At 44.2% G+C, this 25,662-nt stretch carries 23 protein-coding genes; 11 read left to right on the top strand and 12 right to left on the bottom strand.

Going from position 1 to position 25,662, the window contains the following annotated elements:
- Positions 1 to 72: 72 nt before the first annotated feature.
- The 4 genes from ACRD7P_RS02630 to ACRD7P_RS02615 are packed head-to-tail and all read right to left on the bottom strand — an operon-like array spanning position 73 to position 5,224.
- Positions 73 to 2,271 carry a PepSY domain-containing protein gene (locus ACRD7P_RS02630; protein WP_430905929.1) on the bottom strand — a complete coding sequence of 733 codons (2,199 nt, stop codon included), beginning with the start codon at positions 2,269 to 2,271 and terminating at the stop codon, positions 73 to 75.
- An 8-nt stretch (positions 2,272 to 2,279) separates the two neighbouring features.
- Complete coding sequence (locus ACRD7P_RS02625) at positions 2,280 to 2,765, bottom strand: DUF2271 domain-containing protein (RefSeq protein ID WP_430905928.1); 486 nt, start codon at positions 2,763 to 2,765, stop codon at positions 2,280 to 2,282.
- Between the two features lie 25 nt (positions 2,766 to 2,790).
- On the bottom strand, positions 2,791 to 4,299 hold the full coding sequence (locus ACRD7P_RS02620; protein ID WP_430905927.1) for an ankyrin repeat domain-containing protein: 1,509 nt from the start codon (positions 4,297 to 4,299) through the stop codon (positions 2,791 to 2,793).
- On the bottom strand, positions 4,289 to 5,224 hold the full coding sequence (locus ACRD7P_RS02615) for a DUF6607 family protein (protein WP_430905926.1): 936 nt from the start codon (positions 5,222 to 5,224) through the stop codon (positions 4,289 to 4,291). The genes ACRD7P_RS02620 and ACRD7P_RS02615 overlap by 11 nt, the downstream gene beginning before the upstream one ends.
- Before the next feature lie 101 nt (positions 5,225 to 5,325).
- On the opposite strand from ACRD7P_RS02615, the gene ACRD7P_RS02610 reads away from it, so the two are divergent.
- Both ACRD7P_RS02610 and ACRD7P_RS02605 read left to right on the top strand, forming a co-directional pair.
- On the top strand, positions 5,326 to 7,419 hold the full coding sequence (locus tag ACRD7P_RS02610) for a TonB-dependent receptor plug domain-containing protein (RefSeq protein ID WP_430905925.1): 2,094 nt from the start codon (positions 5,326 to 5,328) through the stop codon (positions 7,417 to 7,419).
- Positions 7,420 to 7,429: 10 nt separating this feature from the next.
- On the top strand, positions 7,430 to 8,065 hold the full coding sequence (locus tag ACRD7P_RS02605) for an HmuY family protein (RefSeq protein ID WP_430905924.1): 636 nt from the start codon (positions 7,430 to 7,432) through the stop codon (positions 8,063 to 8,065).
- 56 nt (positions 8,066 to 8,121) lie between these two features.
- Here the strand turns inward: ACRD7P_RS02605 and ACRD7P_RS02600 are convergent, their stop codons facing one another.
- Positions 8,122 to 8,286 carry a hypothetical protein gene (locus ACRD7P_RS02600; RefSeq protein WP_430905923.1) on the bottom strand — a complete coding sequence of 55 codons (165 nt, stop codon included), beginning with the start codon at positions 8,284 to 8,286 and terminating at the stop codon, positions 8,122 to 8,124.
- Between the two features lie 292 nt (positions 8,287 to 8,578).
- Here ACRD7P_RS02600 and ACRD7P_RS02595 point away from each other — a divergent pair, with 292 nt between their 5' ends.
- The gene (locus ACRD7P_RS02595; protein ID WP_430905922.1) at positions 8,579 to 8,935 is read left to right on the top strand and encodes a hypothetical protein; all 357 of its coding nucleotides are present in this window, start codon (positions 8,579 to 8,581) and stop codon (positions 8,933 to 8,935) included.
- Positions 8,936 to 8,977: 42 nt separating this feature from the next.
- Here the strand turns inward: ACRD7P_RS02595 and ACRD7P_RS02590 are convergent, their stop codons facing one another.
- Positions 8,978 to 9,379, bottom strand: coding sequence for a DUF1456 family protein (locus tag ACRD7P_RS02590; RefSeq protein WP_430905921.1), 402 nt, complete (start codon positions 9,377 to 9,379; stop codon positions 8,978 to 8,980).
- 240 nt (positions 9,380 to 9,619) lie between these two features.
- On the opposite strand from ACRD7P_RS02590, the gene ACRD7P_RS02585 reads away from it, so the two are divergent.
- A complete protein-coding gene (locus ACRD7P_RS02585) occupies positions 9,620 to 10,021 on the top strand; it encodes a TerB family tellurite resistance protein (RefSeq protein ID WP_430905920.1) in 402 nt (133 codons plus the stop codon).
- 511 nt (positions 10,022 to 10,532) lie between these two features.
- Positions 10,533 to 10,955 (top strand): Hsp20/alpha crystallin family protein, encoded by a 423-nt coding sequence (locus ACRD7P_RS02580; protein WP_430905919.1) that lies wholly within the window; start codon positions 10,533 to 10,535, stop codon positions 10,953 to 10,955.
- 501 nt (positions 10,956 to 11,456) lie between these two features.
- Here ACRD7P_RS02580 and uvrB read toward each other — a convergent pair.
- A complete protein-coding gene (gene uvrB / locus ACRD7P_RS02575) occupies positions 11,457 to 13,445 on the bottom strand; it encodes an excinuclease ABC subunit UvrB (protein ID WP_430905918.1) in 1,989 nt (662 codons plus the stop codon).
- Positions 13,446 to 13,606: 161 nt separating this feature from the next.
- Positions 13,607 to 15,985, bottom strand: a complete 2,379-nt coding sequence (locus ACRD7P_RS02570) for a T9SS type B sorting domain-containing protein (RefSeq protein ID WP_430905917.1) — start codon at positions 15,983 to 15,985, stop codon at positions 13,607 to 13,609.
- Positions 15,986 to 16,211: 226 nt separating this feature from the next.
- On the opposite strand from ACRD7P_RS02570, the gene ACRD7P_RS02565 reads away from it, so the two are divergent.
- On the top strand, positions 16,212 to 16,679 hold the full coding sequence (locus ACRD7P_RS02565; RefSeq protein WP_430905916.1) for a hypothetical protein: 468 nt from the start codon (positions 16,212 to 16,214) through the stop codon (positions 16,677 to 16,679).
- Positions 16,680 to 16,768: 89 nt separating this feature from the next.
- Here ACRD7P_RS02565 and ACRD7P_RS02560 read toward each other — a convergent pair whose 3' ends face one another.
- On the bottom strand, positions 16,769 to 17,602 hold the full coding sequence (locus ACRD7P_RS02560) for an ABC transporter permease (RefSeq protein ID WP_430905915.1): 834 nt from the start codon (positions 17,600 to 17,602) through the stop codon (positions 16,769 to 16,771).
- A 7-nt stretch (positions 17,603 to 17,609) separates the two neighbouring features.
- Positions 17,610 to 18,509, bottom strand: a complete 900-nt coding sequence (locus ACRD7P_RS02555) for an ABC transporter ATP-binding protein (protein WP_430905914.1) — start codon at positions 18,507 to 18,509, stop codon at positions 17,610 to 17,612.
- Between the two features lie 153 nt (positions 18,510 to 18,662).
- Here ACRD7P_RS02555 and ACRD7P_RS02550 point away from each other — a divergent pair, with 153 nt between their 5' ends.
- Genes ACRD7P_RS02550 through ACRD7P_RS02530 form a run of 5 tightly spaced genes read left to right on the top strand, consistent with a single transcriptional unit; the run spans position 18,663 to position 23,625 of the window.
- A complete protein-coding gene (locus ACRD7P_RS02550) occupies positions 18,663 to 19,739 on the top strand; it encodes a hypothetical protein (RefSeq protein WP_430905913.1) in 1,077 nt (358 codons plus the stop codon).
- Between the two features lie 39 nt (positions 19,740 to 19,778).
- Positions 19,779 to 21,155 carry an MATE family efflux transporter gene (locus ACRD7P_RS02545; protein WP_430905911.1) on the top strand — a complete coding sequence of 459 codons (1,377 nt, stop codon included), beginning with the start codon at positions 19,779 to 19,781 and terminating at the stop codon, positions 21,153 to 21,155.
- Positions 21,156 to 21,161: 6 nt separating this feature from the next.
- Complete coding sequence (locus ACRD7P_RS02540; protein ID WP_430905910.1) at positions 21,162 to 21,389, top strand: hypothetical protein; 228 nt, start codon at positions 21,162 to 21,164, stop codon at positions 21,387 to 21,389.
- A 5-nt stretch (positions 21,390 to 21,394) separates the two neighbouring features.
- Positions 21,395 to 21,970 (top strand): phosphatase PAP2 family protein, encoded by a 576-nt coding sequence (locus ACRD7P_RS02535; RefSeq protein WP_430905909.1) that lies wholly within the window; start codon positions 21,395 to 21,397, stop codon positions 21,968 to 21,970.
- Positions 21,967 to 23,625 (top strand): ArnT family glycosyltransferase, encoded by a 1,659-nt coding sequence (locus ACRD7P_RS02530; protein WP_430905908.1) that lies wholly within the window; start codon positions 21,967 to 21,969, stop codon positions 23,623 to 23,625. Before ACRD7P_RS02535 ends, ACRD7P_RS02530 begins: the two co-directional genes overlap by 4 nt.
- A gap of 81 nt (positions 23,626 to 23,706) precedes the next feature.
- On the opposite strand, the gene ACRD7P_RS02525 is transcribed toward ACRD7P_RS02530, so the two are convergent.
- Both ACRD7P_RS02525 and ACRD7P_RS02520 read right to left on the bottom strand, forming a co-directional pair.
- Entirely contained in the window at positions 23,707 to 24,573 is an 867-nt protein-coding gene (locus tag ACRD7P_RS02525) for a lysylphosphatidylglycerol synthase transmembrane domain-containing protein (RefSeq protein WP_430905907.1), read from the bottom strand.
- Positions 24,563 to 25,522 (bottom strand): glycosyltransferase family 2 protein, encoded by a 960-nt coding sequence (locus tag ACRD7P_RS02520; protein ID WP_430905906.1) that lies wholly within the window; start codon positions 25,520 to 25,522, stop codon positions 24,563 to 24,565. The genes ACRD7P_RS02525 and ACRD7P_RS02520 overlap by 11 nt, the downstream gene beginning before the upstream one ends.
- Between the last annotated feature and the right edge of the window lie 140 nt (positions 25,523 to 25,662).

The following is a 25,662-nucleotide window of genomic DNA, read 5'->3' as shown; positions in this document are numbered from 1 at the left end:
TAAGCGGATAAGGGGTTGCCACTCTTGGAAAAACCCAAAACCTTACTTATACCCTTCAAAGTTAAAACGGTATTAATAACAGTCCATTTTTAGCTGTCCCTTCCGCTCGAATTCACTTAGGGATGTCTTCAATTGCTCAGTTACGATAACCTCTAGAACCCTCAGAACTTCCTGTTGCATCGCTATGGAGCCACATAGCATAATAACTGCACCGGCCGACAATTGTTCCGCAATAAGAATACGTTCTTGTTTTAGGAGATCTTGAACATACATTTTTCTTAAGGGGCCGCGGGAATAAGCTGTTTTAAAAGAAGTCAGCTTTTTAGTTGCTATGGAGCCGTCGAGATATGTTTTGTACAGCGAAAGGGAATCTTCCGTACGACCGCCCCAGTAAAGCTGTATCGGAATGTGGCGTTCGTTTGCAGCGATTATCCCTAAAAATGGGGCGATACCTGTACCGTTGCCGATGCATAATAAACAAGGAATATTTTTTGGCAAATGAAACGGAGGATTTTTTTGAATTGCGGCATGAACAATGTCATTTTCTGTTAGCGAATAAAAGTAGTTGGAAGATATGCCGAATTCGTGTTTTTTAATACTTAATAGGATATCGTTTTCAATTCGTGCAATGGAGTACATTCTGGGCGCACTTCCCGCCTCGGGGCAATGCACTAACAGATCTCCCGATTCGAACGAACCATGGTTTTGCGGTCTTAGTCGAATCAAAAAAGTGTCGTCCCCGTTCAAAAGGGTTCTATGGATTACTTTGAAGGGGCGGGAGATAAACCGTTTATTTGGTTTTAGAGGTTTTTGTAGTTGCAAAGGAACCTTATTTGCCAGGCCCCACTGCGATACCCAATGGTCAAATGCCGCGAATGAGGCATTGTTGATCTTATTAAGGGGAACGCTTGACTTGAAATACGGATGCTCCTGCAAACGTTTCGCTACGTCCACGGCGTATTGACAATACTCCGGATATCTTAAAGAGCCAAACCCCAAAACGCTATACTCCATTGGACGGCGTACTGGTGTTGTGTTGAAAACGTTTATAAAATTGCGCGCGTTTGCGGGAGGGTCGCCTTTACCATAGGTTGCGGTGAAAACAATGATATGCTTGGCCATTTTGTACGTGGTATAGGAATCCATAGGTGCTTTGAAAACACTTTTCCGGGATCGGACAAGCGCATTTTGGAACAGGGTGGCAAAATCCGAAGTCGTACCCGTTTCCGATCCCACTAAAAGGATATATTCGGAGGCATCCTTATCGGACATTGGGTTTAAGGTGCGGAGCCTTCTAAGACGTTTGAGCCCCATTATGGTACCCGAATACACAAAAAAGAGAATCGAAATACCGGTGAAGATCAATAACAACGACCATAATATACTCCCTTGTCCCGTATGCAGTTTTAAACTTAAGCTGGAGGCCAAGGCTACAAAAGGGTAGGTTTTCTCGTTCAAAATAGCACCACTATGTTGATGTACCAATATTTGTCGGTCCCGTAAGTCAATTTCGAAATGGTCCTCAGGCGCATCGGAAAAAGGAAAGGTTACCAACCTGACATCGTTCAAAAATATTGTTTGAAAAATTGGAGTCGTTCCTTTGGCCTCTCCCTTTTCATGGGTTATGCTAGTTTTGGGAGTGTCGGTACCTGACATTTTCGGCAACAACGAAAACTTTTCAGCGGAAAGGAAAAACCCCGTAGCGGCAACAAGAAACACCGGAAGCATGGCCCATTGTCCAGTAATGGCGTGGTAGCGTTGTACAAAAGCATCTTTCTGGACCTTGGAAAAGATTCTTTTGATTCCACCTTGTCGTCTGGCCAATAGAAAAAATCCGGTTACACAGATAAGGTAAAGTAAAAAAGAAGTAACCCCCATAAAAGCGCGACCAATGGTCTTAAGGAATAGCGAACGGTGTAGCGTAACGGCCCATTTGAAGATTTGCAACTTCTCTTTTGGGCTTCCTAGGGTATTGCCCGTTACAGGGTCTACATATATGCGTTCGGAACGGCCGGTTTTGGTAATTACGGAGGCGATTACAAAATCGTTTGCATCGATTTCCAAAGCCAATATTTCATCATGGTCGTTCTGCAGTGCGCGGATCGTTTTCTCCAGCGAAACTTCGTTTAAAGCTACTTTTTTAAAAGGTTGTGCCGCATCGGAAATCGGTTCAAAAGCAAGAATGATTCCCGTTAACGCGGCAATCGTTAAAAAAACTGCGGAAACAATGGCCAAAATAAGGTGGGCATACCTCCATATGGTAATGGACATCCTATTTTCTATTTGGGTAACATCCGTACATAACGGATAAAACCTTTCCCTTCTTTTTTAGAGTTCAAATTTTCGGAGGTCAACTCAAACTCGACATCGTCCTTAAAATAGTCTTGATCCTCTACCGCGGATTCAAAACGAATTTTATATCCCTTATCGATTTTGTCCTTAGGGATGTTCAAAAGTACCATTTTACGCTGCCCTCCGGTAACCGTTTCCCCGGTAATGCCGTCAATATCGGGTCTTTTGGTCCCATACAGGTTTTTCCACCACTCCTCGATATCCCGATACCATTCCTTATCGTCCCCTTGTACATACAAGGTTTCCAAGTACGCATCTTTAACATCCAACAAGGATACCACTACATATGCCCCTTCCCCAGTATAATTGGTCAGTTGGATCATACATTTGTATTGTTGGGTTTCCACTGGCGGGATAAAACCGGTTATTCCCAAGGCAATTAGGGCGAACATTAATAGCATGCTTTTTTTCATAACTTTCATTTTTTTTGGCGCTGTATCATCTTAAAAAATCCAGTTGGGCCAGCTGATCTTGCAAAAGCTCATTTTCACTTATGAGTTGGTAGGTGGTTTCATCAAAGGCCGTTTTTAGTTCCTTGTTCGCACCTAGCGTTATCAGATACTTTAAAAGTGCCGCATCCGTACCGCTCATTGCAGCCAAATGTAGTGCCGTATAGCCCTCGTTGTTCAAATGATCGATGGGTATCTTGAATTCCTCCAGGCGTTTTAAGAGCCCAAAGTTGTTTTCCCTGGCGGCAATATGCAAAAGGGTATTTCCATTTTCTTGTATAGCGGTCATCACCACTCCCTTTTCCAGAAGTAAACGCAATTTGGCATCAAAGGGTGCTGTTTTTTTGGGTTCGTACGCCTTTAACAGATAGTATGCTATGGAACTGCCCTTATCGTCTAGGATGTTACTTTTAGCACCCTTTTTTAAAAGAAGGTCTACCACATCGGCACTATTGTGCTCAACCGCTTTGGTCAGTGAGGATCGGCCGGCATTATCCAAAGCATTATGATTTCCCTGCTGTTCAAGAAGGTAGGTGACAATGGGTAGCGCGTTTCTTGATACCGCATTCATAAATGGGGTATGCCCATCAGCGTCACTTTTATTCACATCTACGCCCCGCTGGATAAAATGTTCGAATACTTCCCGGTCCGTGCACCGATAGGCAAGGGAATGCAGCACATTTTGTCCCTGAAAATTGCTGCTATTGGCCTTAATGCCCAAACGCTCTAAATAAATGAACGTATCCAGAGTGGCTTGTATGTTTCGGGTGCCCTTACCGGCCATCAGCATCGCATTGTCCCCGTTAGCGTTCTCATAGTCAAAAGGGATCCCCTTTTTTATCAAGGTTTTTAAAAAAGGAACATCACCGCCTTTTGCGGCATAAAGGAATAGGCCGCTCCCGTTGTTGTCCCTCGCTTTAATGTCCAAACCTTTACTGGAAAAATAGGTTACCAGGTCAAGGTTTTTTAAAAATGGTGCAACCAAGAGCAGTGCGTTGGCACCGTCGGTATTTTTATTCTTGATATCCGCTCCGTGTCCCAATAGAAAATCGTAAAGCTGTTGGTCTGTCTGACCCGTTACTGCGGCAAAATTTAACACCGAGTACCCATGGCTATCCACTTCGGTGGCCTTGGCCCCCTTATCCACCAGATAGCGCATCATTTCCAGGTTACCGCGATAAGCGGCCCAAAAGAGGTAGGTTCTTCCGTCGTGGGTTCGTTTGTCTACCGTATTGTTTCCTTGTGTCAAAAGGAATTTAATGGTGTTGTTATCGGTTTTCTCGAGTAGGGCGTAGCAGACCGGATCGAACATTGCGGAGGTAAATGCACCGATGTCGTTACCTAGGGCGATATCGGATTTTATTGTCGCGATGTCAGGATTCGCCTTCCAGTACGATCGATTTAAAAAAACGTTGTCCTGGCAAAGCATTTTGCCGACACAAAATAGTAACAACACCGGAAAAAGTCTGTTCAAGGTCATTACGTACTTATTTTCCATTGGTTTTTTCGGTGGCGCTATCACTAACGAACGAATCGATAATTTCGTCGATTTCCTTTTTTTGTTGTACTTCATCGGAGAAAAGGTATTTGTACAACACTTTGTTGGCTACTTTTTCATGAAGCGTCAAATCCGTATTTCGTGCGAAAACGGCATCCCATTTCGCCCTAACTTTGGTCCATTTTTCCTGTGATGTTTGCCACCATTCGGCCGCGGCCTTACAGCGCCCGTCCGCTACCCTATGGTAGGTATTGTATCCTTTTTCTTTGGCAAGCACCACATCCTCGGTTGTCCCGGATCGGATTATTTTCTGATTGTCCTGGTCGTGTACCCATCCCGCTTCGGTAATCTCATGTCGGTTGCCGCGTAACGTAATGTTGTAATCGCCCCGAGTGGTATACTCCCTTCGTGGCAAAGGGGCCGGCGTGGTATTTTCCCAATAGCTTTTGCCGTCTACATGTACCCAGGTGGCACTGCCCTCATAGCGGGGGCTGTCATCGACCTGAAACACCTTTTGTGTCCATTGCCCCGCTACTTCGGAATCGTCTTTCTTTATATAGGACCAATTGTTATTCCCATTGTACTGGTACAACTCTTTGTTTTCGTACAACCAGTCTTGCCGCCAGTGTTTGATGATCATCGGTTTGGCAGGGTCCCCAACTTGAAGAATATGTTGGATCACCACTTTACCCGCCTCGTCCGTCACCAGCTGGGCCCATTCAAGTCCTTTGTCAATTTTGGTTTTTGAAGGTTTGTAAAGGCTGTCGTTACTATAATTAAAAGTCTCCGCAAAATTGAAGGTCACTTCATAACAGCCGCACATTTTTTTGATTGCCGCCGCATCCTGAAGTTGTTTGGTGTCCTGTGCGATGCCAAAAGTGTTTAGCATGACCAAAGCCATTATGGTAAAAATTGATCGTTTCATTTCGTTCGTATTTATATGATCGTTATTGCTGCCGTAAAAATATAAAATTTATTTAGATTGAATAAAAATAAGATATATATTTGCCCTGTTAGTTATTAAGAATGAATCTGAATAAGTTGGTTTTGCTCATTTTTGCGATAGTTTGCCGTTACCCGGTAAGCGGTCAAGATGGACCACTGCAAAAAGATTCCGTGCTTACACAGGATTTGGACGAGGTAGTGGTCACCGCAACACGTACCCTACGCCAACTGTCGTCGCTTCCCCTGCCCGTTACCTTAATTTCAAGAGAGCAACTGCAACGAACGGGGGTGCTGCGTTTGAACGACATTCTTGACGAACAGACCGGAATCGTGACCGTAACGGATGAAAGCGGGTTCAGTGGTGTACAGATGCAGGGTATTGCTTCCGACTACGTGATGATCCTTATCAACGGTGTTCCCCTTGTGGGACGTTCCTCGGGGAACTTTGATTTAAGCCGTTTGACAGTGGGCAATATCAAACAAGTTGAGGTGGTCAAAGGCCCCTCATCCAGTCTCTACGGCTCCGAAGCCCTAGGGGGAGTGATCAATATTATTACGGAAGATGCCCATTCGGAAGACTTACATGGGAACGTATCGTACCGCTTCGCTTCCTTCAATACCCATGACGCGAACATCAATATTGACCAAAAAATAGGGAAGCTGGGCTATGGCCTGTTCGCGAATACCTTGCATAGCGATGGCTATGATTTTCGCCCCGAGATAACTGGGCAAACAGTGGAGCCTTTCAACAATTATACCTTTAATGGACAGCTGTCCTACGATTTTTCCGAGGACCTCAAACTTTTCGCCTCCGGAAGATATTACCAACAAGACCAAGAGGCATCGCTGATGGTGGACGAAGCGTTTTTTATGGGCAGTAGCGATATCGATGAGGGGAACCTGCATCTGCGATTGGACGATGGTGCCGGTAAAAAAATGCAATTGCAATACGAGCTCTACTACACCAATTATCTGGCGAAGGAACTACTGGCGAGCCCGGTAACCGACGATGTTTTCAGCCAAAGCGAGTTTGACCAAAATTTGATCCGTCCGGAAATCCGCGCTACATATACCGTAAGCGCTAAAAACAATGTTATTGTCGGAGTTGGCTATAACCATGAAAATTTGGACCGGACCTTTTTTGACGACCAGGTCGTGTTCGATTCCCAATATGTGTACGCCCAATACGACGGCTATCCGTTGGAGCATCTTAACATGATTTTAGGCGCACGCTTTGACAATCATAGCGAGTATCGGTCGCAGTTTAGTCCTAAAGCGGCCATGAATTGGAAGCTTTCCGATGCCCTTTCCGTCAAGGGTTCCATGGGCTATGGTTTTAAGGCGCCCGATTTCAGGCAATTGTATTTCGATTTTACCAATTCTGCAGTGGGCTATACGGTGCTTGGATACAACGTTGCCGTTGCCAAGGTACAGGAGCTGGAGGGCCAAGGACAGCTTATCGACATTCTATATGACCTGTCGGAACTTTCGGAACCCTTAAAGGCCGAACGTTCCATAGGCTATAATTTGGGCGCTTCCTATCGAAAAGGAAAGCTGCAGATTCAGGTCAATGGTTTTAGAAACGATTTTACCAATCTGATCGATACCAGGGCCATAGCCCGAAAAACCAACGGACAAAATGTTTTTAGCTATACCAATTTTAACAAAATCTACACCACTGGGCTCGAACTTGACGGACAATATAAGTTAAATGAACACCTACAGGTGGCTGCAGGGTATCAATTATTATACGCAAAGGACAAACAAAAAAAGGTGGCTTTGGAACGGGGCGAGGTTTTTGCACGCGACCCGCGGACGCTGCAGACCATTGCCTTGGATAATTCCGATTATTTTGGGCTCGTCAACCGTTCCAGGCACACCGCCAATTTTAAAGTATTCTATACCGTTCCCAATAGTGGTTTGGACCTGAATCTTAGGGTCAACTACAGAAGTAAATACGGTCTGTTCGATGGTAATGGTAACGGCATAATCGATGGTTACGATACCACCTTTGTCGATGGGTACGCTCTTTTTAATGTGGCCCTGAACAAGACGTTTAACGATAATTACACTTTACAGATCGGTGCCGATAACCTATTCGATTACACCGATCGGGACAATATTCCCGGACTGGCCGGGATACAACTATTCACCAAAATAAATATTCAATTTTAAAACAACTACTATGAAAATGATCGGTAAACCTTTTTTCTTTTTTCTTTTGGCATTGGTGCTCGGCGCTTGTAACAATGATGATGATGCTCCTGATCTGGTTGCTGTAGAAAGTGAGACAGCCACTAATATCCCGGCCCCGCAGACGGGCGGACCACCTTCCGGGGATCCTGCGGGGGGACCATTTACAAAGTTCAGTTTTGAAACAGGTAGCGTTACCACAAGCGATACGGAATGGGATATTGCATTTAGGGGTACACGAATAGCGGTGAACGGTGGAGTAGAAACTGGCTCTAACGACGAACCTGTTAGAAACGGGAATGCAGCAGCGGCCATAGCGACCGGTACGTTCGCCAGCATAACCGATGCTTCCAATTACACTTTTGCAGAAGATTCCGCTACGGGCTTTGCGATTCCCGCAGGAAGCGATAACGGCTGGTACAATTATAACCCCCAGGTAAATGTGGTTACTCCCATCCCCGGCACAGTACTAGTGATTCGGACACATAATGGGCGTTTTGCAAAGGTAGAAGTGTTGAGTTACTATAAAGATGCACCCGCCCAACCGGACGGCTTTGTGGACGAATTTCGCTTTTACACTTTTAACTATGTATACAATCCCAACGAAGGGGAAACCACTTTGGAATAATAAGTGGGAGGCACGTCGATAATAAAGGTACGTCCCTCAAAAAATGTGCTAAGATTTTATGTTTGCAATTGCGTTTGAGTTGGTTTGGAACCGGTCACTTTTCGGAGTGGCCGGTTTTTTAACTTTAATGTCCATCCATCATCAATACCGGTAGGGGCATCACGGGTATATGCAGACGATGTTTTTGGCACTATTTGCCATTTAATTTTCAATGAACTCATTTAGACTTTTTTAATTGGCTAAAAAATTGTCCTTTACAGCCCTGTTTTTGCCTTTTTTTCCTCTCGTAGCCCTGCTATGAAACTCAAAAAAGTCTTCAACAGGCCTTTAAATAACTAATTTTCGCTTCAATCCAAAAAGTCTAAATGAGTTCAATAAAAAATGTTAAAATCAGGAAATCCTTGTAACAAAATCATTTTTGGGGCGTCTTTTTAGTAATTCATCAATTAATCAATAATCAAGTTTTGCAATCAACCGACGCAGGTCGGATCAAAACTTTTAAAATGAAAAGTCATGAAAAAATTAAGTGTAGTAGTGGCAGCGGTAGTTTTATTTTGTTCAGCTAATGTATTTGCCAACAATGGTAAAAAAGGCACTGTAAAAAAGAACGCGCCGACCGAGGTCAAAAGTCTGTCCTATCAAATCCATTCCTTTTTAAAGTTCAACAACCTTACCCAGGAAACGGTCGGGGAGACCGCCCACATCACTTTTATGCTGAACAACGACAAAGAGATCGTCGTTCTTTCTGTAGATACGGAGGATTCCAAAATGGATACGTTCGTGAAAAGCAGACTGAACTATAAAAAAGTAGTCATGAACGGATATGTAGCTGGTAAAAAGTACACCGTATCGGTCCGAATCGCTTCGTAATCGTAGAAGGTATAGCAATTACATTCTGATCGTAGTATTCGATCAGGATTTTTTTTTGCTGTTGTTTTTTGTTTTGTTCTTGTACTTCACCGAAGATAGCGCCACATCCACTTTTTTTCGCTGAGTGGTCTTAAAATCGGGTCGGCCTAGGTTTTTTTGGGTATTCACGCTTTTTTTAGTATCCATTGGTTTCGACTTCAGTACAGCTCCGGGGAAGGTCGGATTTTCTTTTGTTCCCCTTAAGTAGAGCACCAGTCCGTTCAGAAAGTTGCGCAATATTTGATTTCCACATTCCCGGTAATTGGGGTGGTCCTCTTTGCGAAAAAAGGCGGCCAATTCACTTTTTCCGATCTTAAAATTCACAAGGCCAAGGATTTCCATAATATCATCGTCGCGGAGCATTAGCGCTACACGTAGTTTTTTAAACACATCATTATTGGTCATGCCGTATTTTTTGACAAGGTATTACAATTTAGCGAGGGAGCGGACGTTTTTTACGCCCCGTTCCCGATTTGGCGTCCACCTTCATGCACTATAAACCATAGTTTTTACCTTTTATATGCTGGCAGTTCCTTTCAAATACATCCCAAAGGGAAATACCTTCCATTAGGGTATTTATACGAAACGTATTTTAAATCAGTTATATAATTGTTGTCCCGATCGTAGATCGTAATATTGCCGTTCATGAGCACATACAAAGAAAAGCTTAGTATTTTATCGGAAATGATCGCCTTTGCCAAAATCGATAAAAAGGTGGGAGAACCGGAGTATAACTTTTTATTGGGTGTTTCCGCGCATTTAGGGGTAGATCGGCAAACCTTCGATTCCTTGTTCGACAAGGAGGTAGCGCACTATGTTCCTAAAACGGAGGCCGATCGCATCATTCACTTTCACCGTTTGGTATTATTGATGAACGTTGACCAGCGGCAGCAAGATGTTGAGGTGAGCCGATTGCACAATATCGGTTTGGGTATGGGCCTCCCACCATCCGCAATTGAGCAAGTTCTTGGGTTGATGCACCAATACCCCGATAAAATTGTCCCGCCTGACGTATTGATCAATATTTTTAAGGCGCACTACAACTAGACCGCCTGTCCCCGATTCATACTCCTCTTTTAACGTTAGTTCGACTTAAAAAATGGTTTCATAATAAGTTAAACGTTGTAAATCAGCTTCTAGCTATTTATTTGGCCTTCCGTTCATTTCTTTTGCTTGTCCAAAAGAAACGGAACCAAAGAAAAAGACACTTTTTCGTAGGGATTTTTCAGTCTCCAACTGAAAACCGTCTTGTAAACTCCGCGGCCTCCGGCCTGAATCTCGGAGCTTTACCGCAACTATCCTTTCGAAAAAGAAAAAACACCGATAGGGTAAAACTTTGGTACCTTAATCCAACTCAAACTCTTTTAATCACAGCACCTTTTACAAGAAAGACACCACCTGGAATACTGACGTTATGTACGCTTGACATTATTGAAAAGCGACAAAAAGTCACCATTGGGCTTGTTGAAAGTGACAAAATGACATGATTTTTCCACTGGTATGGCTTTTGTCTATTGTACTGCAGTGTTAAAAGAGTATAATCAAAAAAAGTAAAATTATGTTAGTTAAAAGAAATCATATGTTGTTTCCATCATTAGTGAATGAATTTTTCAAACCCGATTGGTTCGGCGGTATCGAAAACCCTCGTACGGGAATTCCGGCGGTAAACATCAAGGATAATGAAAAGGACTTTGAAATTGAACTTTCCGTTCCGGGAAGGGTAAAGGAGGACTTTAACCTTGAAGTCGATAATCATGTATTGACCATTTCGTATGAAGTTCGAAAAGAGGAAGAGCGTCAAGAGGAAAATTATACTAGAAAGGAATTTGTGCAAAGCGCTTTTAAGCGTTCATTTGAGCTTCCCGAATCGGTAAATGTAGACGCCATAGATGCCAAGTATGAAGCTGGTATTTTGAGCTTGGTACTTCCTAAAAAAGAGGAGGCATTACCTAAGCCAAAAAGGTTGATTTCCCTTTCGTAAAGAAGGGTGCGAAAGGTTGTTTTTTGAAGTGGATGTTTTTATGCTTTTTTAAGTATAAAAATGATTTTAAATTGGTAGTGTTTTTAAGGCGTTTTGACCGCATGGTCAAGACGCTTTTTTTGATGGATATGATCCATTTTGCAAACGTTTTTAGGTCGGTCCGCTTTTCTTTTTGGTTTCGTTTTCGGGATGGATTCGACTATACGAACGGGGTAATTTTGGAATGCCAAAAAAATATTTTTCTTGGACGGAGGCGTTTTTTTTGGACTTGAAAATGTGAAGGGGAGACGGTGGACAAGAGGTGAAAACCGCAAGGGTAGGGGTTTGTGAAATTTTGGTTATCTTTGATGGAATGCTGCCGAAAAATTACCTAAAACGCTATTTATATTAGATTTAGACTAATCTAAAAAATACATTCAACTATTTACAATCCAGAATATTAAAATTAAGAAGGTGAAGTTATGGTTGAATTATCGTTTTTTTGAGCTGTCCACAGTGTTTTTACACCTTTTCTTGAAGCATTTTTATTTCGTCCCTTAATTTTGCCGCTTCCATGAAGTCCAGATCCTTGGCCGCTTTTTCCATCGCCTTCCGTTTTTCGCGAATCATTTTTTCCAACTGTTCTTTGGTCATGTATTCGAGTTCGGGTTCTGCCGCCCTCAGTTCTTCTTTTTGAAAATGGTAGGTAGAAACAGAGTTTTTTGCCAAGGCGCTATCCAAACTTTTATTGAGTGCTTTTGGCGTTACGTTATGCGCCTTATTATACGCAATTTGTTTTTCCCTGCGGTACTCCGTTTCATCGATCGTTTTCTGCATACTTTCGGTCACCTTATCGGCATACATGATGGCCCTTCCGTTGAGGTGTCTTGCAGCACGTCCGACCGTCTGTGTGAGCGAACGATTACTCCTCAAAAAACCTTCCTTATCGGCGTCGATGATTGCCACCAAGGATACCTCCGGAAGATCGAGTCCCTCCCTCAAAAGGTTAACCCCGATCAGCACGTCAAAAATACCTTTTCGAAGGTCTTGCATGATCTCTACCCGCTCCAAGGTGTCCACATCACTATGGATATATCGGCAGCGCACATTGATGCGGGTAAGGTACTTGGCCAATTCTTCCGCCATTCTTTTGGTGAGGGTGGTCACCAAGGTACGCTCGTCTTTTTCTACCCGTTGTTGTATTTCCTCTACCAGGTCATCTATCTGGTTAAGACTGGGCCGTACTTCAATAATGGGATCTAACAGTCCCGTGGGGCGAATGATCTGTTCCGCAAAAACGCCCTCGCTCAGTTTTAGTTCATAATCCGCCGGGGTGGCGCTAACATAGATAACCTGATGTTGCAAGGCTTCGAACTCCTCAAACTTTAAGGGGCGATTGTCCATAGCGGCCGGTAAGCGGAATCCATAGTCCACCAAGTTTACCTTTCGGGAACGGTCCCCACCATACATGGCATGTACCTGTGGGATGGTAACATGGCTTTCGTCGATGATCATAAGGTAATCGTCCGGAAAATAGTCCAACAAACAAAAAGGTCGCGTTCCAGGGGCACGGCCGTCCAGGTAACGGGAATAGTTCTCGATTCCCGAGCAATACCCCAGTTCCCGGATCATTTCCAGATCAAAATTTGTACGTTCTTCCAAACGTTTGGCTTCCAGTGGTTTGCCTATTTCCTTAAAGTAGTCGATCTGTTTGACCAGGTCGTCCTGTATTTGGTGTATTGCATTTTGAAGCACGTCCTGCGAAGTAACGAACATGTTCGCCGGATAGATGTTCAGGCTTTCGTACACTTCAATTACGGTATTGTTAAAGGGATCGAACGCCTCGATTTCCTCAACTTCGTCCCCAAAAAAATGAATTCGGAACGCATGGTCGGCATAGCCCGGGAATACATCTACGACATCTCCTTTTACCCTAAAGTTCCCGTTTCTAAAATCTGCCGTGGTCCTGGAATATAACCCTTGCACCAATTGGTGTAAAAACTTGGTACGGGCGATCACTTGATCTTTTTTGATCTGAATCACGTTTTTCTGAAATTCGATAGGGTTCCCGATACCGTACAGGCAGGAAACGGAAGCCACCACGAGTACGTCCCTTCGTCCCGATAACAGCGAAGAGGTGGTGCTCAGGCGTAGCTTTTCAATATCCTCGTTAATGGAAAGGTCTTTCTCGATATAGAGTCCAGAGGTGGGGATGAACGCCTCCGGTTGGTAATAGTCGTAATAGGATACAAAATACTCTACGGCATTTTCAGGAAAAAATTGTTTGAACTCCGAGTACAACTGGGCCGCAAGTGTTTTGTTATGGGCCAGGATCAATGTGGGGCGTTGGGTTTCGGCGATAACATTGGCCACGGTAAACGTTTTTCCCGAGCCGGTCACTCCTAAAAGGGTTTGATATTGTTCGCCACTTTCCATGCCTTCCACAAGTTGTTTAATGGCCTGGGGCTGATCTCCGGTAGGTTTAAAATCCGATACGACCTTAAATTTCATATGTTATGCGGTTTAATACCATTTCTGATGTTAAAATGGTCAAAGCTTTTTTGAAGACTTAAAAATACAAAAAGCACTGTGCTAACAAGGGATAGACCAGCGTTATTCCCGCTTTAGTTGTGAACATTCAACGGTCGGGCACAAGGTCAAAAAACGGACAGTTATCTTTTAAGGGTAAAATGGCCTTTAAACTCCCGTTCCCCGTCAATGTTTGCTACAAACCAATAGTCCGAAGGGGGTATGGGCCTGCCGTTGGCATTGCCGCTCCATCCGTTTTCATCAGCCCGAAAACGATTGATCAGGGTGCCATACCGATCATAAATGCTAATGGTAGTGTTTTGTTCAACGGAAGGATCCACTCCGATAAGCTGCCAAAAATCCCCTATACCGTCGCCATTGGGGGTAAATACCTTTGGATAGCCCAACACCGTAATCGTTTCCTCGGTTATGCCACAACCGTTTTTGTCCCGTATGTAAAGCTCCAACGTACCCGGTGGGATATTTGCAAAAAAATTGGCATCTTGATACTCCTCGCCATCGATACTGTATTCGTAATCACCGGCTCCATTGACAATAATAGCTACGGTGTTGTTGTCCGAAGCATCGGTGAGGTCGATACGTTCTATTATAGCGGCATTGGATGGGGCGATCGTAAAATCGGCATCGTTGGAACAGCTAATGGTCTGTCCGCTATTAACGAACGTCTGGCTTACCGTTAGCCGGTAGTTGCCCGGGCTATCAAAGGTTGCCGTTCGCTGATCGGATATTTCCGCCGCCCCATTGGTGTCGAGGGCCGTCCATAAATAGCCGTCATAACCTGGAGGTGCTTCCAAGGACAGCACCGGGTTATCGGTGCAAATGAAAAAAGATCTGTTAAAACTGATTTCCGGCAGCGGATTTACCAGTAGCTCTACCACCTCGATTCCCTCGCAATCGTTGTTTTCCTCAATACGCACATATACGGTGGTATCTTCGGAAAGATAACTATCGAAAAGTGGGTTTTGTTCCAATTTGGCATCCTCCAGCGTAGCATAAAATGCAGTTTCGGAACCTGGATAGGTATTTTGTCCGAACAGGTTCAGGTCAAAACTTCCGGTCAAGGCATCATCCTCCTGGTCTTCATCGCAGACGATCAGCGGACTTTGTACACTGGTGCGCACCGGGGCAGGATTTACCGTCAGCAATACCTCGCCCAAAGTTTCACAAACGTCGGTCAGTACGCGGTAATATATGGTCTGGTTGACAGGTGTGCCGTTGGTGAAGTTGGAAAAATCAGCGATGGGATCGTTGTTGTCGCGATCTTGCTCCGTTTCGTAAAAAAGATAAAGAAAATTGGTCGCTTCAATATCGGCGAACAACTGGTCCAGGTTGAAAGCGGTAATGCCGTCCAGTTCGTTGGCCAGATCTACATCGCACTGCACCAGCTCGTCGGGAACCCGGATCGGGCTGGGCACTACCCTCAGATTGACGTCCACGACATCGAAGCAGCTCGGGTCCGGAGTCCAAATCACCCTGGCATATAAGGTTCCGTCGGGCGCTTCGTAGGTAGCCGTCGCAATGGCATTGATACCATTTGTTGCGTCGGCAGGGGTAGGGTGTACGGTTACCGAATAATTGATAGGGGAGGCAATACTGTTTTGCACATCTGCAATGATTTGGCTGATCTGAAAACTCTCGCTACCGTTTTCGTCGGGGTCGCACGCCACATATTCAAATGTTTTGGTAATCGGTGGATCCATCAGGATGGGTTGTTCGGTGATGTCAAAACAAGTATCGGGTCCTATGGTCTTTACGAATATGCTGGTGGTGGCGTCAATGGGAAAGGAAGAAGGGTCGCCGATGGCGTCCGTTCCATCAAAGGCATTGGCCAAGGTGCTATAATATTCGAACTGTAGGGAGGCTCCCGTGGCGATCTGATCTTGATTTTGGGTCAGGTCTACCGGAGCTCCGATTTGCGTAAAACACAAGGCGATAGGGTCCGGTTCCCCGGTAATGATGGGCTGTTCCACAAAATCGGCGGTCCCCTTCCAATCCAAGTCAAAACCACCGTTTCCGATTGGGCGATCAATCATTAAATAATAGGTTTCACCGGCCAGTACGGGGAGGGAGGACACAAAACTGTTGCCCAATTCGCCCGGTCCTTCGGAAGTATCCGATTCATTGCTTCGAAGTCCGGTAGTATTGCTCCCAAGGCCCGCTTGTTGTGGGTTGGTAGTGGAACACCGTATCGGTGCGTTGGTATTGCCGCAACTAAAATCGGGCCCAAAAATGTAAAAATCGTAATCCACACCAATGCTGTTGTTCACGGGAGTTATGGTAAACTCCAAATCTCCGGATTGGCCGATGTTCATACGTAGCCAAAGGCTGTTGCTTTCTTCAAAGGTGCAGGGATTGGAAGTGGCATCGAGTTCCTGAACGCCAAAACCCGAGGCATTGGAGCTGATGCGACTATTGCCGCATACCGTAATGGCATCGATACAATCGCTGGCGCCCTGCGACCAAACGGCAACGGGACCAAACAGCAATAGTATGAGCAGCATTTTTTTCATTCGAGGGAAATGGATGTACAAGATAATGCAAATGTTTTTCCCCACAATCTGTAGGCACTTGAAGTTCGTTATTTGTCCATTTTATAGCAGTTCGAAGTTAAAATGGTATACCACCCAAATGAATGCGACCGAAGTGAAGCGTACGAATCAAAAGAATTGAAAACGCTTCCATCATTTTGAATTATATTGCCTATCGAAAACGAGATTACTGGAATTTATGATTCGATTAGTACACCTAACGGTACTATTGACAATTGTTCTATCTTCAATGGCCAACGTTTTTGGACAAGAATTGGAGGTCAAAAGTGGTTTTTGGCGTTTGTTCTATTACGAAAACGATGAAGAAGTTGGAAAAGAAAGGTTTTTGGAAACGTTAAGGACCGATACGGAAGCCAATTTGTTTTGGAAAAAGGCCAAGACTTCTGAAACGTTGGCATATACTTCCCTGGTATTGGGAACAGGATTTGGTATCTGGAATTGCCGCAATATATCCAATAATGAAGTCAATATCTTATCGGCTATCGGTGGAATAGTGACAAGCGCAACCGCGCTGGTCTTTTTAATACGGAGCTCAAAAAACAAAACAAAAGCCGTTGCTACCTATAATCGAAATATAAAGAAGGGTACCGCGCTCAAAGTAAGGCCCTCATCAAAAGGTCTTGGACTGGCCCTAGTTTTTCAGTAGTCGTCATTAATGTGTTTACGGTATGATAAAACTGCGCTCTCCATAGTTCGTTGACAAGACCGAAATGTACCAAAAGGCCTAAAGGACAATTAAAGATCCCGCTTCCGAAGTAATGCGTAGGACAGGTAAACGAATACGGCGGTCCACAAGAGCACTATTAAAACCTGATACCAGTGTACGGCGTAGTCCAACTCCAGTTTTTCGCCAATTTGATCGGCTACCGATTTAACGGCCCCTAAACGGGAAAAGGGCTCCTGTACCAAATTGGTCATCGATTGTAAGGGGAAAAAATCCTTGACGATCCTGGCATTCTCCCACGACATGAGCTTCCAGCCCAACAGTCCAAAAAGCAATTGCTCCACAATCAGCCACAACACCAGAAACCCGAGGGCAAAGGCAGATCGTTTTACAAAAATCCCCAGAAAAAGACAGAAGGAGAAGAAGCCTACGAGCTTTACAAAAAAGGCGAACAAAAATTCGAGATCTGAAAAAATAATGGAAATTTCGTTATAGTCGGAATAGATCAGTCCGAGTATCAGCGTAACGATAAAAACGAATATCGTTGAAATCAATGCGAAGGACGTTACCGTAAGGAACTTGGATAAAATGAACTCCTTTTTGGAGAGCCCATCGATCAAATTCTGTTTAATGGTTTTGTTGCTGTATTCGTTCGCCATCATGGATACGATAACGATCGCCAAAAACAGTTTGAAAAAAGCGGCAACAAAACTGTTGAAATGCCAGATGTACGGAAAGTTGAAGATGCCCTGTTCCGCCAAATGGAACTTTACCGGACCGATATCAAATTTGATAGCCGCCACAAAAGCAATGGAAGTGAGCAGTATAAAATAGGATAAGATCAGTATTTTACTGGCCCTATTGTTCCAAAGCTTTATGAATTCTATATGTAATAAACGTATCATCGGTTTCCTAGCTTTGGTTCTTTGTTAACGTAAGGAACTGTTCTTCCAGACTCTGTTTTCGTTTGACCAGATGGGAAAGAAAAATACCTTTTTCGAACAGTTCCCGGTTCAGGGCATCAGCCGCCATTTCCTGGTTTAGAAAAGCAGTGATCATACCGTTTTCATTTTTGAGTTCCCCAAAATCACTGTGGTTCGTTAAATAGCGGGTCAAGGCTTCCGCCTGTTCGGTCTTTAGCTCAAAAAAGCCATGACTGGCCAACATGCCGTCCACCGAGCCCGAGTATAATTTTTTGCCCTTTCTTAAAATGACCACATGGCTACACACTTTTTCTACCTCGTCCAATAAATGCGATGCCAAGAGAATTGTGGTGCCCTCCGCAGCGATTTTTTTTATGATTTCCCGGATTTGATGGATGCCCTGTGGGTCAAGGCCGTTGGTAGGCTCGTCCAATATTAGGATTTCGGGGTCGTTGAGCAGGGCCGATGCAATGGCCAATCGTTGCTTCATACCAAGGGAATAGGTGCGAAATTTGCTTTTTTTTCGCTCCAGCAACCCTACTAAAGCCAGCTTTTCCTCAACCTTCGTATCAGGTACTTCCTTTATTTTGCAAACCAATTTCAGGTTTTGCAAGGCCGTCATGTAGGGGTAAAAGTTTGGTCGTTCGATAATGGCCCCCACCTTTTTTAGCGCTTCATGCGTTGAGGTGGCCCCATCGAACCAGGAAAACTCCCCGGCAGAACGGTTTACCACGTTCAGCACGATACCCAATGTCGTGGATTTGCCACTCCCGTTCGGACCAAGAATACCATAAACATTTCCTTTTTCTATTTCAAAAGAAAGGTTATTTACGGCAACCAGTGCACCAAATCGTTTGGTAAGGTTTTTTACGGATAGAATTGTGCTCAATTGAAATCGGTTTTAAGTGGTTGCTGTCTACTTGACGAAGAAAGCGTAGTTTTGTTACAAGAAGCGCACGCTTTTTTTAAGGTGCATTTTTTATGCTTCCGTATTGCGGGAACGATGGACCTTTTTTCGCCCGTACCAAAGAAACGAACGATTATGTCCGAAGAAAAATTAATGTCGAAGAAAAAGCCGGCCTTTCCCGTTAACGAAAGGCTCGATGTGTATCTGGGGCAGTATAGTCGTAAAATTGAGATTCCGATTTTTTATGAAGATCTTTTGCGTTTTTCGGGTTCCGTTGTGGTCTATGATGAAGATGACAACGATACCCTTTGGGTACGCGTTTTTTATTCGGAAATGGAGCGGGAAGAAATCGATCGTAGCCTGAAAAAGGTCTATTCCATTTTACATTCCGACGGTAGCAACGGCATTACCCCGTATTTGAACGTGGATGCCGTGGATTATTGCACCTTTGGCAACTCCAAACCCTTTCGGATCAAGGTCAGGAACATATTGAACGACAATTTTATATACTTCTATGTAAAAAAGACCGATGCCTCACGGGTTTACGGGCTTGAACTGGAACATATGCTCTCTCCCTACAACCTTAACTTTTTGGTATATAAGGATACGCTGATCGAAGAGCATATCGCCGGTATTCCTGGAGATGTGTTCATTAAGGATTTTTTACCAAAATGTACGGAGCGCGAAAAGTCTCAATTGGCAAAGGAGTTCGTAAAATTCAACGAACGTTGCATGATTCGTTTGCTGGGCGATATGCGGTCTTACAACTATGTGATCGTACCCGTACATGATTTTGATCATGTGGTGTACCGAATAAGGGCGATCGACTTTGATCAACAGTGTTTTGAGGGAAAACTAAAGGTGTACCGCCCACAGTTTTTTAAAGAAAACTTTTTAATGGTAGAATTGGTACGGGGCAAGTTACAGCGAAATTCCGTGGACCAGTATAAGGTAGAAGAGCGATCCATCGTTGCCAAACGCATCTTGAGTTCCGGGAACCGCATCAAAAAACTCAGGGAAATATGTAAAAACGATATGATTTCGAACCCTGAGAACGTGAGTACCCTAAAAAATCAGATTTATGAGCTTACCCTTGACATCAATTTTAAAAAATGCGAACGTATGGGGGAGGTGTTAGATCTTGCCCTCGATTTTGTGAAAAGGAATTATCAGGATGTGAGTATGAAAGAGATCATAGAGCGTAAATTTTAATACCAGAAATGGTATAAGACCTTTAAACCACAACTGCACTTGTTCCATAAGTATACCAAAGAATTTAAGTATAATGCCCGTCTGGCATTGCCAGTGATCACTGGAATGCTGGGCCATACCTTTGTGGCCTTTGCCGATAATCTTATGGTTGGCCGTTTGGGTACTGCCGAATTGGCGGCCGTATCCCTTGGAAACAGTTTTGTTTTTATTGCCATGTCCTTGGGTATCGGTTTTTCTACGGCCATTACCCCTTTGGTCGCCGAGGCCGACGGGTCGGGAAATGCGGCAAACGCAAAAAACGCCCTAAAGCACGGTTTGGTGCTTTGTACCGTATTGGGCCTTTCCCTTTTTTTTCTGATATTGCTCTGTAGACCGTTGATGTACCATATGGATCAACCTCCGGAAGTGGTGGCCCTGGCCTTGCCCTATATGGATCTGGTAGCCCTATCCTTGGTGCCTTTGACCATTTTTCAGGCATTCAAACAATTTTCGGAAGGCCTGTCGCAGACCAAATACCCCATGTATTCCACGATCATCGCCAATCTGTTGAACGTCCTTCTCAACTATCTTTTCATTTTTGGGACCTTCGGCTTTCCTAAGTTAGGAGTGGTCGGTGCAGCGATCGGTACCTTGGCTTCGCGGATTTTTATGGTCGGGTTCATTTGGTACCTTATGAAAAAACGCAAAACCTTTAAGGCCTACGTTACCGGGTTCAATTTTAGGAAAATCGAAAAAAGGGTCATGAAAAAGATTATTGCCCTTGGTTTTCCATCGGCCCTACAAATGTTCTTTGAGGTGGGTATTTTTACCGCGGCAATTTGGCTGAGCGGGGTATTGGGTAAAAATGCCCAGGCCGCCAATCAAATTGCGTTGAACCTTAGCAGCATGACCTTCATGTTCGGAATGGGGCTGGGTGTTGCGGCAATGATCCGAGTGGGCAACCAAAAGGGATTGGGCGACTTTAAGGAACTTCGGCGGATCGGGCAGTCGATATTTTTTATGACGTTTTTGATCGAAGTAGTATTTGCCCTGCTGTTCCTGTTCGGTAGGGAATGGTTCCCCACCCTGTACCTGAGTGCGGACGATCTCTTGCATGGCAGCGATAATGCCACGGTGCTGGCCATGGCCGCACAACTATTGTTGGTAGCCGCATTTTTTCAAATTAGCGATGGCATACAAGTAGTGGTCCTTGGGGCGCTACGAGGGTTGCAGGACGTGAAGATACCTACTGCGATTACCTTTGTTGCCTATTGGTTGATCGGTTTTCCCATTTCTTACTACCTCTGCCTGCATACCGATTTAAAAAGCACGGGAATTTGGATCGGTCTTTTGATAGGACTTAGTGCATCGGCCCTAATGTTGTATCTTCGATTTAATTTTTTGACCACCCGCCTGATTGCCGGGCGACAAGTATAATACACTATGGAGTTACCAAAGTTTTTGTTGGGCGATAATACCGACTATCCCGATGGCATTTATATCGTACATACCGAATACCCGCGATTTGTAATCAATTTGGAGGACGATGAGGTGGAATGGCTGGAAGATTTTAGTATGGAAGACGAAAAAGAACTGGAGACCGAGGCGGAGAACCTGATTCGGGAAGCGACCGCATTTTATGATAGGGAAGTGGCACGTTACGAAGATTGAGTGCCATGTTGCAACAGTTACTACAACAGGATAAAGAACTATTCCTCTTTTTAAATGGCTTGGGAAGTCCCGCTTGGGACGGTTTTTGGATGGGGCTGACCAACAAGTTGGGTTTTGTTGCCATAATGACCTATGCGCTATTGCTTTTTTTGGGTTATCGCCGATTTGGGCTAAAAAAAATGGGTATTGTGTTGCTAGGGGTGGCCTTAATGATTTTGGCTACCGACCAACTCGCGAACCTTTTTAAATATGGTTTTGAACGGCTACGACCGTGCCACGACCCTGATATTGGTACACTGGTACGTTTGGTGAAGCCGTATTGCGGGGGTAGGTTCGGGTACTTTTCGGCCCATGCCGCGAACATAATGGCACTCGTAGTATTCTTTACCGGTATTTTGAAATCGAATCAAAAAATAATTGGTTTTATGCTGTTTGCTTGGGCCATAATGGTTGGCTATAGCAGGATATACATAGGTGTCCATTTTCCCTTGGACGTGCTAACGGGAACCCTGATAGGTACTATTTTTGGATGGTTATTTGCAAAGTTGGTTATCTTTGTGTTACACAGAGACATCCGATGATATCGAATAGAAGGTACTGGTTTTTATTGGCACTGACCGCTCTGGTGTATGTAGCGGGCATGTTTGTTACACTTTTCGAAAACGATTCGGCCCAATTTGCGACCATGGCACTGCGGATGGTCCGGGAAAATGACTTTTTAAGCCTATTCAAAGGACCACAGGAATACCTCGATAAACCCCATATGCATTATTGGTTGGCCGCGTTATCCCTAAAAGTTTTTGGGGCCTTCGATTGGGCCTACAGAATTCCAGCAATGCTCATTACTTTTTTGGGCGCCTACAGTTGCTATGGCCTCGGTAAAACGTTGTACAACACGGATACCGGCAAGCTTTCTGCCCTAATTTTTTTGACCAGTCAAACCATCGTTTTATCCGTAATCGATGTTCGTACGGATGCGGTGCTAACAGGGTTGACCATATTTTCCCTTTGGCAGCTGAGCATTTATATCCAAAAAAGGACGTTACAATCTATTCTATTGGGAGCGATAGGAGCGGGACTGGCTTTTTCTACCAAAGGACAGATTGCGTTGGTGGTGATTGCGCTGCCCATATTATGCCACATCGCCTATGCCCGTATGTGGAAACGCTTTTTAAGTTGGAAGGTATTGTTGGCCTTTGCGGTGTTTGCATTGACCGTGGCCCCAATGTTATATGCATACTATCATCAGTTCGATCTACATCCCGAAAAAATCATTAGGGGGCGATCCAACCGTAGCGGTATCCTCTTTATTTTTTGGGAACAGAGCTTTGAACGGATGACCGGCACGGGTATGGGAAAGAACAGCAGTGATTATTTTTTCTTTTTCCACACCTTTTTATGGGTCTTTTTACCGTGGACCATTATTGGAATTATGGCCATAGGAAGTAGGATAAAGGCCTTCTTTAAAATGCGTTTGGCATATCGTCCAAAGTATGAACTGTTGACCTTGGGCGGTGCCCTTCTGATTTTTGTGTTGATCAGTTTTGCCCAGTTCAAACTACCACATTATTTGAACATTACCATTCCATTGTTTTCGGTATTATCGGCCTCTTACCTGCATAGTTTGTACAAATATCAAAAGGCAAAAACGATCAAGTTTGTGTTGGGCGTACAGTATTTTGTACTTGGGGTGGTATTCATCGCTACGGTATTGATCTGCTTTTTGGTATTTAAGTTCGAACATCTGATCGCCTCCCTGGCCTTGGGGGCCTCCTTTATAATGATTATTTATTTCTGTCTAAAACGAGAGGCCTATTACCTTAGGATCATTACCATCGCCGCCTTGAGCTCCCTGTTGTTGAACGTGGTGTTGAACATGCATTTCTATCCCTCCCTGTTGAAGTATCAAGCGGGAAGTGAAATGGCAAAAACGGTGGATGAAGAGCAGATTCCCGTTGATCGCATCTACAAATTGTCCGAAAAACATTCTTGGGCAATGGATTTTTATAACCAAGAGCCGGTCAAGATCTCTTCTTTACAGGATATCAAGGCCAAAAAGAACGTTTGGGTATATGCCACAACGGAGGAATTGAAACAGCTGAGCGAAGAGGGTATGGACTGGGACCGACAATTTTCAAAGGACCACTTTAGGATCACCCGTTTACAGGCTACGTTCCTAAATCCGGCTACCCGCAACAAAGTGGTCGAAAAAATGCATCTGATCCATATATACTGATGTTCCGTGGCGTTGCGCTACACTTCAAATTTAGAATGGATTATTGTAGCCGTTATACCATTTCAAAGTTGAAACAGGGTATTACTTTCCTTTTACTTCAAGTTCCGGTTTTTTAAAATGGTATACCAATCCGAAGAGCGATACAAAAGCGGTAATCAAAAAGAAGACTAAGCTTATGGCCACTGAGGTGTCCTCCTGTAGGCCAAGGAAGTCGGCACCGTACAGAAAGGTCAGTTCCCGACTACCGATACCGCCTATGGTCAACGGTATTACCGAAACGATAGAGGAAATCAAGAATATGAACATATAGGCCACACCATGTATGGAGATAGCAAGTGCCTTTAAAATACAGTAGACCGCAAACAACTGAGCGAGTTGTACTAGCGCGGAAAAACCAAAAGAAGGCCAAAATACGGGTAGGGTACTTTTAAAAAAGCGTTTGTTCAATCCCCAAAAAACCAAAACCGCCAAAAGGGGCAATAGCAGCAGCGCCCATTTGAAATCCGTTAAATAAGGGATATCCATGGCAAAGGCCAATAAACAGGCGTATACCAAGAGCAACAGCAGCCCGCTCAACCGATCTAACAGCAATACGGCGACCACCTTTTTTGTGGCTGTTTCAAAACGTTGCTTGATCACATAGCCCTTATAGGCGTCCCCTCCGATACCTCCCGGAAGAAAAAGGTTGTAGAACATACCCAATAGGTACAGTTTAAGATTGCTCTTTTGGGTAAGGAATATGTCGATCTGACGGAAATAACAGTTCAGACGTGCCGCCGCAACGACTTTGGAAACGATAAAAAAAAGCAGCGCGAACAAAAGGTAAAAGGGTTTTGCCTTGCGTAGTACGGGCACAATATCGGCCAATGGGATCTTGGTGAAAACAAAGTACAGTAATCCTCCGCTTACCAGTACCTTCAGCAGGGTAATCAGTTGCTTACGCGCCATTTTTGCCAACGGTTACCTTTTTGATGCGGTAGGGTCTTTTGTTCTGGGATTCGTAATAGGTACGGATCAACAGTTCCATAACGATGCCAATGGTAAACAGTTGAATGCCCGCAAGAATGAACATCAACCCAAAAATGAGCAACGGCCGGGTACCAATATCCTGACCCATGTAAAATTTGACAAACAAGAGGTAGATATTGATAAAGACACCGATCAGGATGAGTAAAAACCCAAAAATACCGAACAGGTGAATGGGCCGTTGAAAGTACTTTCGTATGAACAACAACAACATCATATCGGCGACCACCTTAAAAACCCGCTCCAATCCGTATTTGGATACCCCGGAATGTCTGGCATGGTGTTTTACCGGTACTTGTTTGATCTGCGCACCTTCCAGATAGGCCAAAAGATTTATAAAACGGTGCATTTCACCATAGAGGTTCAGCTCCTTGGCAATATCCTTGGTAAAGACCTTTAAGGCACACCCATTATCCTTAATATCCATTTTGGTGACCCTCCGAACTAGGAAATTGGCAATTTTAGACGGTATCTTTTTAACGAACGAATCCTTTCTTTTTTGGCGGATGCCCGTAACCACGTCATAATCGTCATGTACTGCATGTTGCAACATATCCGGAATATCACTGGGATCGTTCTGCAGGTCTCCATCCATGGTAATGATATATTCTCCATGGGCATAATCGATACCCGCAGCGAGTGCTAAACTTTGGCCGTAGTTTTTTTTCAATTCGATCAAATGCACCTTGGGATCGTCCATCTTTTTAACGGTGGCCCCGGTGCGATCCCTTGAAAAGTCGTCGATATAAATAATTTCATATTGATACCCGGCAAGACTTTCATGAATTTTTTGGGTGAGCAATACCACGTTGTCCTCTTCATTATACAAGGGTACCACTATGGATAAAAGCGCATCGGTGACGAGATTCATAGGTTGTTTTTAAAACGCCGCTAAAGGTATGTTTTTTATCAATGGGAGGCCAGTTTAGCGAAATACATAAATTATGATGACGGTACTTTTTGCTCCCCCCTGCTAGGGCGTGGTGCCAAGTTTATTGGTGTATCGACACC

Origin of the sequence: Maribacter sp. 2-571, from assembly GCF_050589625.1 — a bacterium.
Classification (GTDB): Bacteria; Bacteroidota; Bacteroidia; order Flavobacteriales; family Flavobacteriaceae; genus Pelagihabitans.
The sequence above is the reverse complement of the archived record's forward strand: the minus strand, read 5'-3'. Positions and strand labels throughout refer to the sequence as shown.